This window comes from Amphritea balenae (genome assembly GCF_003858655.1).
In the GTDB taxonomy this organism is placed as follows: Bacteria; Pseudomonadota; Gammaproteobacteria; order Pseudomonadales; family Balneatricaceae; genus Amphritea; species Amphritea balenae.
This window is the reverse complement of record NZ_RQXV01000002.1, coordinates 304,044-320,826: the sequence shown is the minus strand read 5'-3', so window position 1 is coordinate 320,826 and position 16,783 is coordinate 304,044. Positions and strand designations below refer to the sequence as shown.

The following is a 16,783-nucleotide window of genomic DNA, read 5'->3' as shown; positions in this document are numbered from 1 at the left end:
TAGTTAAGGACCAGTGCTTCCTGCCATAACTGCACTCGCTGGGCAGGTACTGGCAGACGATCAAAACAGAGTTCTGCCAGAAGGGGAAATGGGCAATAAAACTCTGATACACTGATCTAAAACGTAACTTCATTATAGACGATTATCTGATCAGTAAAGTGAAAAATGAAAATGCATATAGCTACAACTATCTCAATCACTCTTCTTTATGCATTAGCATCGACCAATCTCAGCGCTAACGCTATCCCAGGCTTCAATCAGAAATCACTACACCTCTGGCAAACAGAAGAGTTTCAAGGCAAGACATCCTACAAACTGATCCTGGAAAACCAAATCCAGATACTTGAAGCAAAATCAAACAATAGCGCGTCAGGCTTATTTTTTAAGAAAAAATTAAAACTGAAACCTGACTCTATGCTCAGTTGGCGATGGAAAGTATCAGGCATCTCACCGCAACTGAACGAAACAACAAAAACCGGGGATGATTTTCCTGCCAGAGTTTATATTGTGGTTTCCGAGGGTCCATTCTTCTGGCAGAAGAGAACCCTGGTCTACGTTTGGTCAAATAATCAACCAGTCGGGAATCGCTGGAACAACCCTTTTACCGATCGAGCGGTTATGTGGGCAGTCAACAGCGGTCCAGAAAAAACCAACACCTGGCAATCTCATCAGCGATTGCTACATAAAGACCTGTTTACCGCCTTTGGCAAAAAATACAACGAAATTGAAGCCATTGCTGTGATGACTGATAGCGATAACAGCGGTAGCCAATTCCTTAGCTGGTACGGCGATATCAGCCTCAAATACTAAGATTCCATATATATTGGCAGCAACACAATAAAAAGCGGGCATTTATACGACAATAGGCGTATAATTCCGCGTTTCTAAAATCCTGCCGGTGCCATCAGATATGTCAGATACCCAAGTCGCGTTCAGCGACCTTGAACTTCCCTCTTCCGTTCTAAAGTCAATTACAGAGCTGGGCTACGAAACCCCTTCGCCGATTCAGGCGGCCTGTATTCCGCTACTGCTGAATGGACAGGATGTACTGGGTATGGCCCAGACAGGTACCGGTAAAACCGCTGCTTTCGCATTACCTCTGCTTAGCCGTATCGACCTGAAAAATAACAAGCCTCAGGTACTGGTGCTGGCACCTACCCGTGAGCTTGCTGTTCAGGTAGCTGAAGCGTTTCAGGCTTATGCCCGTCATATTCCAGGCTTCCACGTACTGCCGATCTACGGCGGTCAGAGCTACAGCTTACAGCTTAAGCAACTGCGTCGCGGACCACACGTTGTTGTCGGCACACCAGGCCGGGTAATGGATCACCTTGATCGCGGTACTCTTAAGCTAGATGAGCTTAAAGCAATGGTACTGGACGAAGCCGATGAAATGCTACGCATGGGCTTCATCGATGATGTTGAAACCATCATGGCTAAAACTCCTGCAGAACGTCAGACCGCACTGTTCTCCGCCACTATGCCGGAACAGATCCGCCGTATTACCAAGCGATACATGCGTGATCCGCAGGAAGTAAAAATTGCTTCCAAAACTGCGACTATGGAAAACATCGAGCAGAAATGCTGGATCGTTTCCGGTACCAATAAACTTGATGCCCTGGTACGAATTCTTGAAACAGAAGATTTCGGCGGCATTATTATCTTTGCCCGCACCAAGACAGCAACTACTGAGCTAGCAGAAAAGCTGGAAGCTCGCGGTTATGCCGCTGCAGCACTAAACGGCGACATGAACCAGCAACTGCGTGAACGCACCGTACAGCGCCTGAAAGATGCCAAGCTGGACATCCTGGTTGCAACCGATGTTGCGGCTCGCGGCCTGGACGTAGAACGTGTTGGCCTGGTAGTAAACTATGATATTCCTTACGACACCGAAGCTTACGTACACCGTATCGGTCGTACTGGCCGTGCCGGTCGTGATGGTAAAGCCATCCTGTTCGTTGCACCACGCGAACGCCGCCTACTGAAACAGATCGAACGCGCGACCCGCCAGCCAATCAAACAGATGGATCTGCCTTCCCGTGACCTGGTTCAAAACCGTCGTCTGGAATCCTTCCGCGAACAGATCTCCACTATCTTCAATAATGAAGATATGAGCGTGTACCGCGAACTGGTTGACCAGCTGGCTGTTGACACCGAACTGGAAACCCAGGATCTGGCATCCGCCCTGCTTTACATGGCACAGAAAGAGAAGCCTCTTATTCTGCCACCCGAGCCAGAACCACGCCCTCGCCGCGAACGCGAAGATCGTGACAGCGACCGAGGCGGAAAGCGCGAGCGTATAAACTATGCCGACCTTGACGTATATCGCCTGGATGTTGGTCGTAACGATGGCGTGCAGGTTAAGAACATTGTTGGCGCTATCGCTAACGAAGCGGACATCAACAGCCGCCATATCGGCGATATTCGTTTACACGACGAATACAGCACCGTTCAGCTGCCTAAAGGCATGCCAGACGACATGCTGAAACACCTGAAAGATGTTCAGATCTGCCGCAAGAAAACCAACATCACCCTGATGGAAGGTGAAGTGGCTCGCCCACCTAGCCGCAAACCTCGTGGTGAGTACAAAGGCAAAGGCAGAGCCCGTGGCGGAAACGACCGCGGCGCTCCACGCAAGCCGCGTCGTGATTAATTACTGCTACTAGTCTTTACTAGAAACAGCACCAAAAAAGAGCGCCTATAGCGCTCTTTTTTTACGCCTCGCTAAAGGCCAGAAAAGCATATCAAGCCTATTAATACACCGGCACCAGCCGATCACCTATCTTAATCACCCCTGACCCTACTACTCGGGCACACAAACCACCATAACCCAGCATAGCAGCCGCCCCACCCGGCCCTAACGCCTGATCCATACGCGAACAGGGGTGACATAAAGCCGTTGCCTCAAACACCGCACCACCGATTCTGAATTGCTGATGACGCAATGCGTTAAGGTTAATGCCGGAAACAACAAGATTGCGCCGCAATAGTCCGGGATCTATAGAGTCATGACCAGCATAGATCTCAATCAGACGGATAAATTCCGCCGATATAATTGTTACCTGTCGGGCTGAGCCTGGCGCCTTGCTGCAACGGTGATCACCCTCCAGACCTAATCCCTGCAGCGCTTCAACAGACTTAACCGGAACCATTTCAAGCTTACGACCGGGACGCAGGCCTATCCACTCAAGCACACCAGGCTTAAGATCACTCAGGTACCGCGAGAACAACTGCTTCTGAGTCATAAACCGTAGAGGATCAGAAGATCCTGTCGCCCTGCTGGTCAATCATCTGCTTCGCCTTACGCACCATCTCATCGGCACACATCTGGGTTGAAGGCAGCGTATCCGCCCGGATAAAAGTATGACTAAGCTCACCTTTGGTAATAGTGCCATTAATTCTGAAACCACTACCCTCAGATGCTGGCGCCGGCGTAATGGTAAAGCCATTATATTCGACCGAAGCCATCGCTTGCGGCTCTTTAGACTCAGGCTCGGCGGCAGAAAAAATTGATTTGATAGACGATAAAAAACTCATAACTATTCCTTAAATACATTAACAACAGCATAACCCCAGCTGCATAGAACACTCAATCAACAGACACAAAAAAACCGCCAAAAGGCGGTTTTTTTAATCTGACTACCAGCAAGCGACTAAAGCGCAGCTGGCACCCTGAATAATCGCTTTACGATTATTCCCAGCCAGTTACTTCGCGCAGGCCGTCAGCAATCTGAGCCAGAGAGCGAACAGTCTTAACGCCAGCAGCTTCCAGAGCAGCAAACTTCTCGTCTGCAGTACCCTTACCACCGGAGATGATCGCGCCAGCATGACCCATACGCTTACCAGCCGGAGCAGTCACACCAGCAATGTAAGATACAACAGGCTTAGTTACATTAGCCTTGATGAACTCAGCCGCTTCTTCTTCAGCAGAACCACCGATCTCACCGATCATAACGATCGCCTCAGTCTGCGGATCGTTCTGGAACAATTCCAGAATGTCGATGAAGTTAGAACCAGGGATCGGGTCGCCACCGATACCAACACAGGTAGACTGACCGAAACCAGCATCCGTAGTCTGCTTAACAGCTTCATACGTCAGCGTACCGGAACGAGATACGATACCTACTTTACCTGGCAGGTGGATATGACCAGGCATGATGCCGATCTTACACTCACCTGGAGTGATAACACCCGGACAGTTAGGTCCGATCAGGCGTACGCCCAGCTCGTCACACTTAACTTTACACTCAAGCATATCCATAACCGGAATGTGCTCAGTGATACATACGATCAGCTTGATACCGCCGTTTGCAGCTTCCAGGATAGAATCCTTACAGAATGGTGCAGGCACGTAGATAACGGATGCTTCAGCACCGGTTTCAGCAACAGCTTCTGCAACAGTGTTGAATACCGGCAAGCCCAGGTGCTCGGAACCACCCTTGCCTGGCGTTACACCACCAACCATTTTAGTGCCATATGCAATAGCTTGCTCAGAGTGGAAGGTACCCTGACCACCAGTGAAACCCTGACAGATTACTTTGGTGTCTTTATTAATCAGAACGGACATTATTATTTACCCTCCGCTGCTTTAACTGCCTGCTCGGCAGCATCAGTCAGGCTGGTAGCTGCAATGATATCCAGACCAGACTCAGACAGTAGCTGAGAACCCAGCTCTGCATTGTTACCTTCCAGACGTACTACAACAGGAACTTCTACGCCTACTTCTTTAACTGCACCGATGATACCTTCAGCAATAAGGTCACAACGTACGATACCACCGAAGATGTTAACCAGAACTGCTTTAACTTTTGTATCTTCAAGAATGATCTTGAACGCTTCGGTTACACGCTCTTTAGTCGCGCCGCCGCCAACGTCCAGGAAGTTAGCCGGGAAGCCACCGTGCAAAGAAACGATATCCATCGTACCCATTGCCAGGCCTGCACCGTTAACCATGCAGCCGATGCTGCCATCCAGCGCTACATAGTTCAGTTCCCACTCAGCTGCACGAGCTTCACGCTCATCTTCCTGAGATGGATCCTGCATAGCCTGAAGATCTTTATGACGGTAAACAGCATTGCCATCGATCGCTACTTTAGCGTCCAGACAGTGCAGGTTACCTTCTTCAGTAATAACCAGCGGGTTAATTTCAAGCAGCGCCAGGTCTTTTTCCTGGAACATTTTCGCCAGACCCATAAAGATCTGTGTGAACTGCTTAATCTGAACACCTTCCAGACCCAGCTTGAACGCCAGCTCACGACCCTGGTAAGGCTGCGCACCGGTCAGCGGATCAACAGTCGCTTTCAGGATTTTTTCTGGTGTTTCTTCCGCAACAGTCTCAATCTCAACACCACCTTCGGTGGATGCCATAAATACGATACGACGAGATGAACGGTCAACTACCGCACCCAGATACAGCTCATTAGCAATATCAGTGCAGTCTTCTACCAAAATTTTTGAAACAGGCTGACCATTAGCATCAGTCTGATAGGTAACAAGGTTTTTTCCCAGCCAGTTAGCTGCGAATTCTGATGCTTCAGCAGGAGAGTTAATCAGCTTAACGCCGCCAGCCTTACCACGGCCACCTGCGTGAACCTGAGTCTTAACAACCCACTTATCACCACCAATTTTCAGAGCCGCTTCAGCAGCAGCTTCCGGGGTATCTACCGCGATTCCTTGAGAAACCGGCAGACCATATTCGGCAAACAGTTGCTTGCCCTGGTACTCATGAAGATTCATGCTCTAATCCGTCGTTTTTTTTCACACTTTTGAGGACTCTGCAAAACGATATGGAGAGAGTATCTTTTTACAGCCCAACATGTTGCAGGCAGTATTAGTCTGCCCGTCAACGATAATCGACCGAGCAGTGCCCGGTCGAAATTTTAACTCATTACTTACGCTTTTTGCGATTAGCCATATGTATAGCATGACCATCAACAGCCAGCGCAGCTTCGTGCACCGCTTCAGATACTGTTGGGTGCGCAAATACAGTCAGCTGCAGGTCTTCAGCGGTTGAGCCGAATTCCATCGCGATAGCTGCCTGAGCAATCAGCTCAGATACGATACCGCCGACCATGTGAACACCCAGAATACGATCAGTCTTCTCATCGGCAATCATCTTAACGAAACCGTCGGTATCGTTTGACGCCATCGCACGACCGGAAGCTGCAAATGGGAATTTACCCACTTTAATCGCAACACCTTCAGCTTTCAGTTCTTGCTCAGTCTTACCAACCCACGCCAATTCTGGATGAGTATAGATAATGCTAGGAATCACATCGTAGTTCATCTGCGCATGGTGACCGGCGATAATGTCAGCAACCATAATGCCTTCTTCGGATGCCTTGTGCGCCAACATAGGACCACGAACAGAATCACCAATAGCGTATACGCCTGGCGCTTCAGTACGACACTGACCATCAACGAAGATAAAGCCACGCTCATCCAGCTTAACGCCAGAATCATCAGCCAGCAGACCCTGAGTCTGTGGACGACGACCAACCGCTACGATCAGCTTATCGACAACGATTTCCTGCTCGCCTTTAGCGTCCTTGTAGGTAACTTTAACTTCTTTACCGTCAACAACTTCAGTACCGGTAACCAGAGCGCCCAGTTTGACATCCAACTTCTGCTTCTTAAAGATCTTCGCCGCTTCCTTAGCAACATCTTTATCCGCCATTGCCAGGAAATCATCCATCGCTTCAAGAACGGTAACTTCGGTACCCAGACGCGCCCATACAGAGCCCATCTCAAGACCGATAACACCGGCACCTATAACACCCAGACGCTTAGGCGTCTCGGAGATGTTCAGCGCACCTTCATTATCCAGGATCAGATCTTCTGTCAGCGGTGCTGGCGGGATGTTAACCGGCACAGAACCGGATGCCAGGATTACGTTTTCAGCAGGATAGACTGTCGCTGTACCATCAGCAGCAGTCACTTGAACCTGCTTGTCAGCCAGCAGCTTACCCATACCTTGTAGCAGAGTAACGCCATTCGCCTTGAACAGACCCGCAACACCCATGGTCAGGTTGCCAACGATCTTGTCCTTACGGGCAACCATCTTCTTAACATCCATTGACACTTCGCCGGTCTGGATGCCATGCACATCTGCATGCTGAGCATTGTGGAACTGGTGTGTAGACTCAAGCAGCGCCTTCGATGGGATACAACCCACGTTCAGACAAGTACCACCAAGCACTGCAGCACCTTTATCATCGACCCATTTTTCAACGCACGCAGTTTTCAGACCCAGCTGTGCGGCGCGGATTGCAGCAACATAGCCACCAGGGCCCGCACCAACTACGATTACATCAAATTTATCTGACATTATTACCTACCTATCGATTCTTTTTTGTAAGGGACTGACTCAGACTTCCAGCAGCATACGTGCAGGATCTTCCAGAAGGTCTTTAATAGTCACGAGGAATTGTACAGCTTCCTTACCATCAATCATACGATGGTCGTATGAAAGCGCCAGATACATCATTGGCAGGATTTCAACCTGACCATTAACCGCCATTGGACGTTCCTGAATCTTATGCATACCCAGGATTGCAGTCTGTGGTGGATTAAGAATCGGGGTAGACATCAGGGATCCAAATACACCACCGTTAGTGATTGTAAATGTACCGCCCTGCATATCATCAATACCCAACTTACCGTCACGACCACGGGCACCAAAATCAGCAATAGTAGATTCAACATCTGCCAGCGTCATCGCATCGGTATCACGCAGCACAGGTACCATCAGACCACGCGCTGTAGAAACAGCTACGCCGATATCCTGATAACCGTGATAAACCATATCATTGCCATCGATAGAGGCATTGACTGCAGGGAAACGCTTCAGCGCTTCAGTTGTCGCTTTAACGAAGAAAGACATGAAGCCCAGACGGGTACCATTATGCGTCTTCTCGAACAGGTCTTTGTACTGCTTACGCAGTTCCATAACCGGCTTCATATTCACTTCGTTATAAGTGGTCAGCATCGCAGCTGTCTGCTGCGCTTCAACCAGACGTTTAGCGATAGTCGCACGCAGCCGGGTCATAGGCACACGTTTTTCAACGCGGTCACCAGCAACAATATTCAATGCAGCAGCGTTATCAACTTTAACCGGTGCGGCAGGTGCTGCAGCAGGCTTACTCTTAAGGAAGTTAACAACATCTTCTTTAGTGATGCCGCCATTCTTACCAGTACCCGGGATCTGACTTGCATCCAGACCATTCTCTTCGATCAGCTTACGTGCAGCAGGACCTGCTTTATCAGCATCACCCGCAGTAGCGGCTTCAGCAGCCGGCGCTGCAGCGGCAGGGGCCGCCGCAGCAGCACCCGCTTCAAAAGACGCCAGCACTTCTTCACTCAGTACGGTATCGCCTTCACCTTTAAAGATCTCTTTAATCACACCATCAGCTGGCGCAACGACTTCAAGTACTACTTTGTCAGTTTCAATATCAACGATCAGTTCATCGGTAGAACAAGCCTCACCTGGCTGCTTGTGCCAGGTAGCCACAGTACCGTCGGCTACGGATTCAGGGAAAGTCGGCGTTTTGATTTCGATTGACATGTTTATTCCTTTCTCAGTGCTACTAACAGGCGTCTGTATCAGACCTGTTGGCCATTAATTGCTTCGTTAACCAGCTTTTCCTGCTGCTCGAGGTGTACAGATATGTACCCTACTGCAGGGGCTGCGGCGTGCGGACGACCCACACCTTCCATATGAATCTTGTCATTGTGACGAACCAGCGCATGGCGCATATGGTGCTGAGAACAGTACCAGGCACCCTGGTTCATCGGTTCTTCCTGACACCAAACGGCAGATTCAAGGTTGGTGTATTGCTTAATTGCATCAAACATCTGCTGTTCCGGGAACGGATACAACTGCTCAATACGAATAACTGCAACATCATCTTTTTCCAGCTCTGCACGACGGTTATAAAGATCGTAGTAGACCTTACCGCTACACAGCACCAGACGCTTAACCTTCTTAGGATCCAGCTGATCAGTCTCGGCGATAACCGGCTGAAAGCTACCTTCAGACAGTTCATCGATAGTCGATACAGCCTGCTTATGACGCAGCAGACTCTTCGGCGACATAACCACCAGAGGCTTACGCAGCGGACGCACAACCTGGCGACGCATCAGATGGAAAATCTGGGCCGGCGTTGTCGGTACGCATACCTGAATATTGTGCTCAGCACTCAATTGCAGGAAACGCTCCAGACGGGCTGAAGAATGCTCAGGCCCCTGACCTTCGAAACCGTGCGGCAGCAACAGAGTCAGACCACAGAGACGAGCCCACTTATGTTCACCACTGGCGATAAACTGATCGATTACAACCTGAGCGCCGTTGGCAAAATCACCAAACTGAGCTTCCCAGATAACCAGCGCATTCGGCATAGTCGTCGCGTAACCGTATTCGAAAGCCAGAACTGCTTCCTCAGAAAGAAAGGAGTCATGCATGGTCAGCGCAGGCTGATCATCGGCAATATTTTTAAGCGGCTCGTAAACAGTTGCATCCTTCTGATCATGCAATACTGCATGACGATGAGAGAACGTACCACGACCAACATCCTGCCCGGTAATCCGTACCGGATAACCTTCGGCAAGGATCGAAGCATAGGCCAGAGACTCAGCCATACCCCAGTTAAGCTCCGTAGCACCAACAGCCATGCGCTTACGATCATCATAGATCTTCTGCACCTGACGCTGCATCTGGAAACCTTCCGGCACTTCACAGATCTTAGTACCCAACTCCTGCAATAGCTTACCGTCAACAGACGTATCGCAATCGAATGACCACTGATGACCCAGGTACGGTTCCCAGTCGACGTACAACTCTTGCTTAGGCTCCATAACCAGCGAGTGAGTAACATGCTTACCGTCTTCAAGATCTTTACGGTAATCCTGCTCCATCTGCTTACTCTGCTCAGCGGTAATTACGCCTTCAGATATCAGCTGTTGAGCATATAGCTCACGGGTGGATTTCTGCGCTTTGATCTGCGTGTACATCAGCGGCTGAGTACCCGATGGCTCGTCTGCTTCGTTGTGACCGCGACGGCGATAACAAACCAGATCAATAACCACGTCCTTCTTGAACTCAGTACGGTAATCGACCGCCAACTGAGTAACAAAGCGAACCGCTTCAGCATCATCGCCATTCACATGGAAGATCGGCGCCTGCACCATCTTGGCGATATCAGTACAGTATTCAGTCGAACGCGAGTCTTCTTTTTTGTTGGTAGTAAAACCAACCTGGTTATTGATAACCAGATGGATAGTACCGCCGGTCTTATAAGCACGGGTCTGGGACATCTGAAATGTCTCCATTACCACGCCCTGACCTGCAAATGCCTGATCACCATGAATATTGACCGGCACTACCGTAGTACCAACCGGATCATCACGACGATCCTGACGAGCACGTACAGAACCTTCGACTACCGGTGCAGAAATCTCAAGATGGGATGGGTTAAAGGCCATCGCCATATGTACTTCGCCGCCAGCGGTCATAACATTGGATGAGAAGCCCTGGTGGTATTTAACATCACCGGAACTTTCCAGGGTTTTCTTACCCTCGAATTCACCAAACAGTTCTGCAGGATTTTTGCCGAAGATATTAACCAGTGTATTCAGTCGACCACGGTGGGCCATACCGATAACCACCTCACGAGCACCCTGCTTACCAGCACGCTGGATCAGAGTATTCAGAGAGACAATCATGGACTCGCCACCTTCCAGACCGAAACGCTTGGCACCGGCAAAGCGAGAACCGAGATATTTCTCAAGGCCTTCCGCTGCGGTCAGCCGCTCAAGCACCATCATTTTCTTCTCTGTATCAACTACAGGATGAGAACGTACAGGCTCTAGACGGGACTGGATCCAGCGTTTTTCCTGAGTATCTACAATATGCATATACTCAGCACCGACTGTTGTACAGTAGGTCTTCTTCAGATCATCAAGAATCTCTTTCAGCGTTGCTTCATCTTTACCGAAGAACAATGAGCCCAACTGAAAGGTCGTATCGTAATCTGCTGCAGATAATTCATGAAAATGCGGATCAAGGTCCGGAATTGATTCGCGCTCCATCAGGCCCAACGGATCGATATCCGCCGCCTGGTGACCACGTACCCGGTAAGCATTGATCATTCGCAGTACACGTATCTGCTTTTTTTCATGCTCAGAACTGACATTACCACCGGCAGCCGGAGAAGCCCGACGCTGGTTTTTTGCCAGATAAAGGAAATGATCCTGTACCGTAGAATGTGGAACATCCTGGGTCAGGTTATCGCCGACTTTAGGGAGTCGATCAAATTCTTCACGCCACTCCTGAGGAATAGCGTTGGGGTCCATCAGATAGGTTTCATATAGCTGCTCGATGTATGAAAGGTTGCCACCATAAAGATGGGCATTCTTCCACATCAGCTCCATTATGCCTTCTTGCATTCTTGATCACCCTGGCTCAGGGGTACTATTGAAGAACAAAATGCACCACGTTTTGTTCAACTGGCCGGTCCCGGCCGTCCCCTGTTTAGTTACCGTTATTATTTCAGACGTATATACCCTGATAGAGGTACAGGATATACGCGACGTGATTCTACGCCTTTTCCTACGCAGTTCATATATCAATGCAGATAGAATTCTAAAAAGATTCTGCGCAATGAGATATAAGCCTTTTGACTAGTACAAACCGAGGTTCAGACAAGCCATAAAAAAAGGCGGGTCCCTGAGGAGCCGCCTTTCTGTAACTTAGGTTGCTTGCGAGAGCAACATGTTACGGATCTTTCCGATTGCCTTAGTAGGGTTAAGACCCTTAGGGCAAACACTGACACAGTTCATGATACCGTGGCAGCGGAATACGCTGAACGGATCATCAAGGTCAGCCAAACGCTCCGAGGTTGCTGTATCCCGACTATCCGCCAGGAAGCGGTAAGCCTGCAACAAACCAGAAGGACCGATAAACTTATCCGGATTCCACCAGAAAGACGGACAAGCAGTCGAACAACATGCACAAAGAATACACTCGTACAGGCCATCCAGCTCTTCACGCTCTACAGGTGACTGCAAACGCTCGATCGCAGGCGCCGGAGTCTCATTGATCAGGTAAGGCTTGATCTTTTCGTACTGGGTGTAGAACTGAGTCATATCAACAACCAGGTCGCGGATAACCGGCAGACCAGGCAGCGGACGCAGAACCAGCTTGTCACTTTCAACCACTTCAGACAGCGGTGTAATACAAGCCAGACCATTCTTACCATTCATATTCATACCATCAGAGCCACAAACACCCTCACGACATGAACGACGGTAACCCAGAGTCGAATCTTTATCTTTCAGTAACTGAAGCAGATCCAGCACCATGATGTCTTTACCACCCGGGATATCAATATGGATATCCTGCATGTATGGCGCATCATCGGTCTCAGGATTATAGCGATATACACTAACTAGCATCGTAACAACCCCTTAGTAAGTTCGAATTTTCGGCGGGAAGGCTTCAACTGTCTTCGGCGCAAAGTTGACATCACGCTTAGTGATCTCTTTTGTCGTCGGGTGGAACAGTGAATGGCACAACCAGTTTTCGTCATCACGCTCGGTGTAGTCGTTACGGGCGTGAGCTCCACGACTTTCCGTACGGGTAACAGCCGCAATAGCCGTTGCTTCAGCAACTTCCATCAGGTTTTCCAGCTCCAGCGCTTCGATACGTGCAGTATTGAAAGCCTGAGACTTATCTTCCAGATGCAGGTTTTCCACTTTGCTGCGGATTTCCTTGAGCATCCCAAGACCTTTCTCCATGCTTTCGCCTTCACGGAATACACCGAAGTACAGCTGCATAGTTTTCTGCAGCTCAGCACGCACTTCAGCAATACTTTCACCGCCGGTCGATGTGTTCAGACGATTCAAACGCGCCATTGCACGCTCAAGGTCCGCATCGGTTGCATTGCCAGCTTCGTAGCCTTCAGCCATCTGCTTCTCAATCTGGATACCAGCAGCACGACCAAATACAACCAGGTCAAGCAGCGAGTTACCGCCCAGACGGTTAGCACCGTGCACAGATACACAAGCCACTTCACCACAGGCAAACAGACCATCAATGATCGTATCGTTGCCATTTTCATCAGCACCAATCGCCTGACCACCGATATTAGTGGCAACACCACCCATCTGGTAATGACAAGTCGGTACAACAGGTACTGGCTCTTTAACCGGATCGGCATGAGCAAATGTCTTAGACAGCTCACAGATACCCGGCAGACGAGACAAAAGAACATCCTCACCCAGGTGATCCAGTTTCAGGAACACGTGATCGCCATCTTCACCGCAACCACGACCCGCCAGGATCTCCAGAACCATAGAACGGGCCACAACGTCACGACCCGCAAGGTCTTTCGCGTTAGGCGCGTAGCGCTCCATGAAACGTTCGCCATCTTTGTTTACCAGATAGCCACCTTCACCACGACAACCCTCAGTTACCAGAACACCCGCACCCGCAATACCGGTTGGGTGGAACTGCCACATTTCCATGTCCTGAGCCGGTACGCCTGCACGCAGAGACATACCCATACCGTCACCGGTATTGATCAGAGCATTAGTAGTAGACTGATAGATACGACCCGCACCGCCGGTCGCCAGAACAGTTGCCTTAGCTTTTACATAAACAGTTTCACCGGTTTCGATACAGATAGCGATAACACCAACAACAGCGCCTTCTGAGTTCTTTACCAGATCAACAGCGTACCATTCATTCAGGAAGGTAGTACCTGCCTTCATATTCGCCTGGTACAGTGTGTGCAACAGCGCGTGACCAGTACGGTCGGCTGCAGCACAGGTACGGGCAGCCTGACCGCCCTCACCAAAGTTTTTAGACTGACCGCCAAAAGGACGCTGATAGATACGACCTTCTTCGGTACGGGAAAATGGCATTCCCATGTGGTCCAGCTCATATACAGCCTGCGGACCTACAGAACACATGTATTCGATAGCGTCCTGGTCACCGATATAATCGGAACCTTTAACGGTATCGTACATGTGCCAACGCCAATCATCGTTCGGATCGTTACTGGCGATCGCACAGGTAATACCACCCTGAGCAGATACAGTATGCGAACGAGTTGGAAATACTTTTGTGATACATGCGGTATTAAGACCACCCTGGGCCAATTGCAGAGCTGCGCGCATACCGGCGCCGCCTCCACCAATTACAATACCGTCAAACGTCAGCGTACGTAGCTTGCTGCTCATCTTAAACTCCCCACAGAATCTGAATACCCCATACGACGTAGATAAACGTCAGGAGACCACAAGCAGATTGAAACAAGAAACGAATGCCGGTTGGCTTAATGTAGTCAGTAGAGATAGACCACATACCGATCCAGGCGTGTGCCGCCAGAGATAACAGTGCCAGTAGCGTAAAGATACGCATCGCAGTACATTCGAACAGTTCTTTCCACTGCTGATAATCCAGCTCTGGAGTGAACAGCATATAACCCATCAGAAAGATGGTGTAGGCTGCCAGCGCAACAGCTGTAACACGCTGGATCATCCAGTCATACAGTCCGCTACGGCCAAAACTTGTAATTGAAGTTACCATATCCATACTCCTGCCAGCAGTACTGAAATAGCAGAAATCACCAGGGTAGCCTTGGCAGCTTTCTGACCGCTTTCCAGTTCTTCACAATGACCAAAATCCATTACCAGATGTTTGATTCCGGCAAAGAAGTGATACAGCAACGCTGAAACCAATCCCCAGGCAATCAACTTCGCAAAGAAGCTCTCTGTCAACATCTGAGCAGCAGCATTAAAGCCCTGCTCTGATTCCAGAGACATCCCAAGCACATACAGCATGAAGAATGCGCCAAAGAACAACGCTAATCCTGTCGCACGATGCAGAATGGAAGTGATAGCCGGCAAAGGCTGTTTAATAGTTCGTAGATCTAAATTTACGGGTCTTTTCTTGTTCACGGCTCTTGTTCACACTTTTTTTAAGCCCGGTTGCAGAGCTAAGTTGTTAACGGTAGTGTTCAAAGACAAAGATAAGCACCTCGGTCCAGCGCCCACAGCCCATCCCGAATGAAGGATGTGAGCTGGAGCGAGAGTATACCAGCAAATTAACACATTACAATTAATCCATACCTGTTCTACGCCTATTGTCTAGTGTTTATTGCAACTGCGAACAACACATACAACTAAATGATTATTCAGCTAATTTGGCTTTCTTGATAAAGCTCAAAAACCATGCTGCATTGCAAAAAAATCAACTCCGTTTGAATTGACAAACGCTCCTAACCTTCTATAGTGTTCGGGTCCTATTTCGAGCTAAGACTCTTAGATTGTGACTGATAATTACTTTAATAATTAATAAAGTCATTCAGATAAATAGAAATGATAGGAGCCTCTAATGGCTGACAAGAAAGCACGCTTAACAGTCGATGGCATCGACGAGGTCTTTGAACTGCCGGTTTATTCTGGCACTACTGGTCCTGATGTTGTTGACGTTCGCGCCCTGACTGGCAAAGGCCTGTTCACCTACGATCCCGGCTTCGTTTCAACCGCAGCCTGCGAATCAGCTATCACTTACATTGATGGTGGCAAAGGTGTTCTTCTGCACGGCGGCTATCCGATTGAGCAACTGGCTGAAAATTCCGATTACCTGGAAGTTTGCTTCTTACTACTAAATGGCGAACTACCGACTCCGGAACAGAAACAAACGTTCGTAAATACTGTTAAGAACCATACGATGGTTCACGAGCAGATGAACCACTTCTTCAATGGCTTCCGTCGTGATGCCCACCCAATGGCCATTATGGTCGCTGTTGTTGGTGCACTGTCCGCGTTCTACCACGATTCTCTGGACATCGATGATGCACATCACCGTGAAGTTTGCGCGTACCGTCTGATCGCTAAGATGCCGACTATTGCCGCAATGTGCTACAAGTACAGCATTGGTCAGCCATTCCAGTATCCACGTAACGACCTGGAATACGCAGACAACTTCCTGCAGATGATGTTCGGCAACCCGTGCCAGGATTATGTAACTAATCCTATTCTGGCTAAGGCTATGGATAAGATCTTCCTGCTGCATGCCGACCACGAGCAGAACGCCTCGACCTCTACCGTACGTCTGGCTGGCTCTTCTGGCGCTAACCCGTTTGCGTGTATCGCATCCGGTATCGCAGCTCTATGGGGCCCTGCTCACGGCGGCGCTAACGAAGCCGTTCTAGCCATGTTGGAAGAGATCGGCGATGAGTCTAACATCGAAGAATTCATCAAACGCGCTAAGGATCCTGAAGATTCTTTCCGCCTGATGGGCTTTGGTCATCGTGTATACCGCAACTTTGACCCTCGCGCTAAAGTGATGAAGCAGACCTGTGACGAAGTTCTTGCTGAACTAGGCATTGAGAACGATCCGTTCCTCAAGATCGCCAAACGTCTGGAAGAGATTGCACTGGAAGATGAGTACTTCGTAGAGCGTAAGCTGTACCCGAACGTAGACTTCTACTCCGGCATCATCCTGAAAGCGATCGGTATTCCAACTAACATGTTCACCGTTATCTTCGCGCTGTCACGTACTATTGGATGGATCTCCCACTGGAGTGAATTCCACAGCAGCCCAAATAAGATCGGCCGTCCACGTCAGTTATACACAGGTCCTACTAAGCGCGATTACCCTACCAAGTAAAAGTAATCATGCTACTTTAAAAAGGCCGCTATATGCGGCCTTTTTTATTATCTGAAAAACCATCTTCTCACTTTACCCTCTCGTTAACCTGCAAAATTTTCAACTTGAACA

Annotated in this window: 14 protein-coding genes; 3 read left to right on the top strand and 11 right to left on the bottom strand. The window is 49.2% G+C overall.

What is annotated here, in order from left to right; translation table 11 throughout:
* Positions 1–165: 165 nt before the first annotated feature.
* Together EHS89_RS05680 and EHS89_RS05675 are read left to right on the top strand one after the other, a co-directional pair.
* Positions 166–810: a DUF3047 domain-containing protein gene (locus EHS89_RS05680; protein WP_124925158.1), complete on the top strand. Its 645-nt coding sequence runs from the start codon at positions 166–168 to the stop codon at positions 808–810.
* 100 nt (positions 811–910) lie between these two features.
* Positions 911–2,650 carry a DEAD/DEAH box helicase gene (locus EHS89_RS05675; RefSeq protein WP_124925157.1) on the top strand — a complete coding sequence of 580 codons (1,740 nt, stop codon included), beginning with the start codon at positions 911–913 and terminating at the stop codon, positions 2,648–2,650.
* Between the two features lie 100 nt (positions 2,651–2,750).
* Here the strand turns inward: EHS89_RS05675 and EHS89_RS05670 are convergent, their stop codons facing one another.
* From EHS89_RS05670 to sdhC, 11 genes are all read right to left on the bottom strand, one after another.
* Entirely contained in the window at positions 2,751–3,242 is a 492-nt protein-coding gene (locus EHS89_RS05670) for an MOSC domain-containing protein (RefSeq protein WP_124925156.1), read from the bottom strand.
* Between the two features lie 13 nt (positions 3,243–3,255).
* Entirely contained in the window at positions 3,256–3,534 is a 279-nt protein-coding gene (locus EHS89_RS05665; RefSeq protein WP_124925155.1) for an HlyU family transcriptional regulator, read from the bottom strand.
* Between the two features lie 154 nt (positions 3,535–3,688).
* Entirely contained in the window at positions 3,689–4,564 is an 876-nt protein-coding gene (sucD, locus tag EHS89_RS05660) for a succinate--CoA ligase subunit alpha (protein ID WP_124925154.1), read from the bottom strand.
* A 2-nt stretch (positions 4,565–4,566) separates the two neighbouring features.
* On the bottom strand, positions 4,567–5,733 hold the full coding sequence (gene sucC / locus EHS89_RS05655) for an ADP-forming succinate--CoA ligase subunit beta (protein WP_124925153.1): 1,167 nt from the start codon (positions 5,731–5,733) through the stop codon (positions 4,567–4,569).
* Positions 5,734–5,884: 151 nt separating this feature from the next.
* On the bottom strand, positions 5,885–7,324 hold the full coding sequence (lpdA, locus tag EHS89_RS05650) for a dihydrolipoyl dehydrogenase (RefSeq protein WP_124925152.1): 1,440 nt from the start codon (positions 7,322–7,324) through the stop codon (positions 5,885–5,887).
* Between the two features lie 39 nt (positions 7,325–7,363).
* Positions 7,364–8,560, bottom strand: a complete 1,197-nt coding sequence (gene odhB / locus EHS89_RS05645; RefSeq protein ID WP_124925151.1) for a 2-oxoglutarate dehydrogenase complex dihydrolipoyllysine-residue succinyltransferase — start codon at positions 8,558–8,560, stop codon at positions 7,364–7,366.
* Positions 8,561–8,598: 38 nt separating this feature from the next.
* Positions 8,599–11,439, bottom strand: coding sequence for a 2-oxoglutarate dehydrogenase E1 component (locus tag EHS89_RS05640; protein WP_124925150.1), 2,841 nt, complete (start codon positions 11,437–11,439; stop codon positions 8,599–8,601).
* Positions 11,440–11,742: 303 nt separating this feature from the next.
* Positions 11,743–12,447, bottom strand: a complete 705-nt coding sequence (locus tag EHS89_RS05635; protein ID WP_124925149.1) for a succinate dehydrogenase iron-sulfur subunit — start codon at positions 12,445–12,447, stop codon at positions 11,743–11,745.
* A 12-nt stretch (positions 12,448–12,459) separates the two neighbouring features.
* Positions 12,460–14,235 carry a succinate dehydrogenase flavoprotein subunit gene (sdhA, locus tag EHS89_RS05630; RefSeq protein ID WP_124925148.1) on the bottom strand — a complete coding sequence of 592 codons (1,776 nt, stop codon included), beginning with the start codon at positions 14,233–14,235 and terminating at the stop codon, positions 12,460–12,462.
* 1 nt (position 14,236) lies between these two features.
* Complete coding sequence (gene sdhD, locus EHS89_RS05625; RefSeq protein WP_124925147.1) at positions 14,237–14,584, bottom strand: succinate dehydrogenase, hydrophobic membrane anchor protein; 348 nt, start codon at positions 14,582–14,584, stop codon at positions 14,237–14,239.
* Positions 14,578–14,955, bottom strand: a complete 378-nt coding sequence (gene sdhC, locus EHS89_RS05620; RefSeq protein ID WP_124925146.1) for a succinate dehydrogenase, cytochrome b556 subunit — start codon at positions 14,953–14,955, stop codon at positions 14,578–14,580. The genes sdhD and sdhC overlap by 7 nt, the downstream gene beginning before the upstream one ends.
* 436 nt (positions 14,956–15,391) lie before the next feature.
* Here sdhC and gltA point away from each other — a divergent pair, with 436 nt between their 5' ends.
* The gene (gltA, locus tag EHS89_RS05615; protein WP_124925145.1) at positions 15,392–16,672 is read left to right on the top strand and encodes a citrate synthase; all 1,281 of its coding nucleotides are present in this window, start codon (positions 15,392–15,394) and stop codon (positions 16,670–16,672) included.
* Positions 16,673–16,783: the final 111 nt, after the last annotated feature.

What these genes read in the sequence shown, in the direction of transcription:
- EHS89_RS05680 (WP_124925158.1), top strand. Translation starts at nt 166, where the DNA reads ATGAAAATGCATATAGCTACAACTATCTCAATCACTCTTCTTTATGCA.
- EHS89_RS05675 (WP_124925157.1), top strand. Translation starts at nt 911, where the DNA reads ATGTCAGATACCCAAGTCGCGTTCAGCGACCTTGAACTTCCCTCTTCC.
- EHS89_RS05670 (WP_124925156.1), bottom strand. Translation starts at nt 3,242, where the DNA reads ATGACTCAGAAGCAGTTGTTCTCGCGGTACCTGAGTGATCTTAAGCCT.
- EHS89_RS05665 (WP_124925155.1), bottom strand. Translation starts at nt 3,534, where the DNA reads ATGAGTTTTTTATCGTCTATCAAATCAATTTTTTCTGCCGCCGAGCCT.
- sucD (WP_124925154.1), bottom strand. Translation starts at nt 4,564, where the DNA reads ATGTCCGTTCTGATTAATAAAGACACCAAAGTAATCTGTCAGGGTTTC.
- sucC (WP_124925153.1), bottom strand. Translation starts at nt 5,733, where the DNA reads ATGAATCTTCATGAGTACCAGGGCAAGCAACTGTTTGCCGAATATGGT.
- lpdA (WP_124925152.1), bottom strand. Translation starts at nt 7,324, where the DNA reads ATGTCAGATAAATTTGATGTAATCGTAGTTGGTGCGGGCCCTGGTGGC.
- odhB (WP_124925151.1), bottom strand. Translation starts at nt 8,560, where the DNA reads ATGTCAATCGAAATCAAAACGCCGACTTTCCCTGAATCCGTAGCCGAC.
- EHS89_RS05640 (WP_124925150.1), bottom strand. Translation starts at nt 11,439, where the DNA reads ATGCAAGAAGGCATAATGGAGCTGATGTGGAAGAATGCCCATCTTTAT.
- EHS89_RS05635 (WP_124925149.1), bottom strand. Translation starts at nt 12,447, where the DNA reads ATGCTAGTTAGTGTATATCGCTATAATCCTGAGACCGATGATGCGCCA.
- sdhA (WP_124925148.1), bottom strand. Translation starts at nt 14,235, where the DNA reads ATGAGCAGCAAGCTACGTACGCTGACGTTTGACGGTATTGTAATTGGT.
- sdhD (WP_124925147.1), bottom strand. Translation starts at nt 14,584, where the DNA reads ATGGTAACTTCAATTACAAGTTTTGGCCGTAGCGGACTGTATGACTGG.
- gltA (WP_124925145.1), top strand. Translation starts at nt 15,392, where the DNA reads ATGGCTGACAAGAAAGCACGCTTAACAGTCGATGGCATCGACGAGGTC.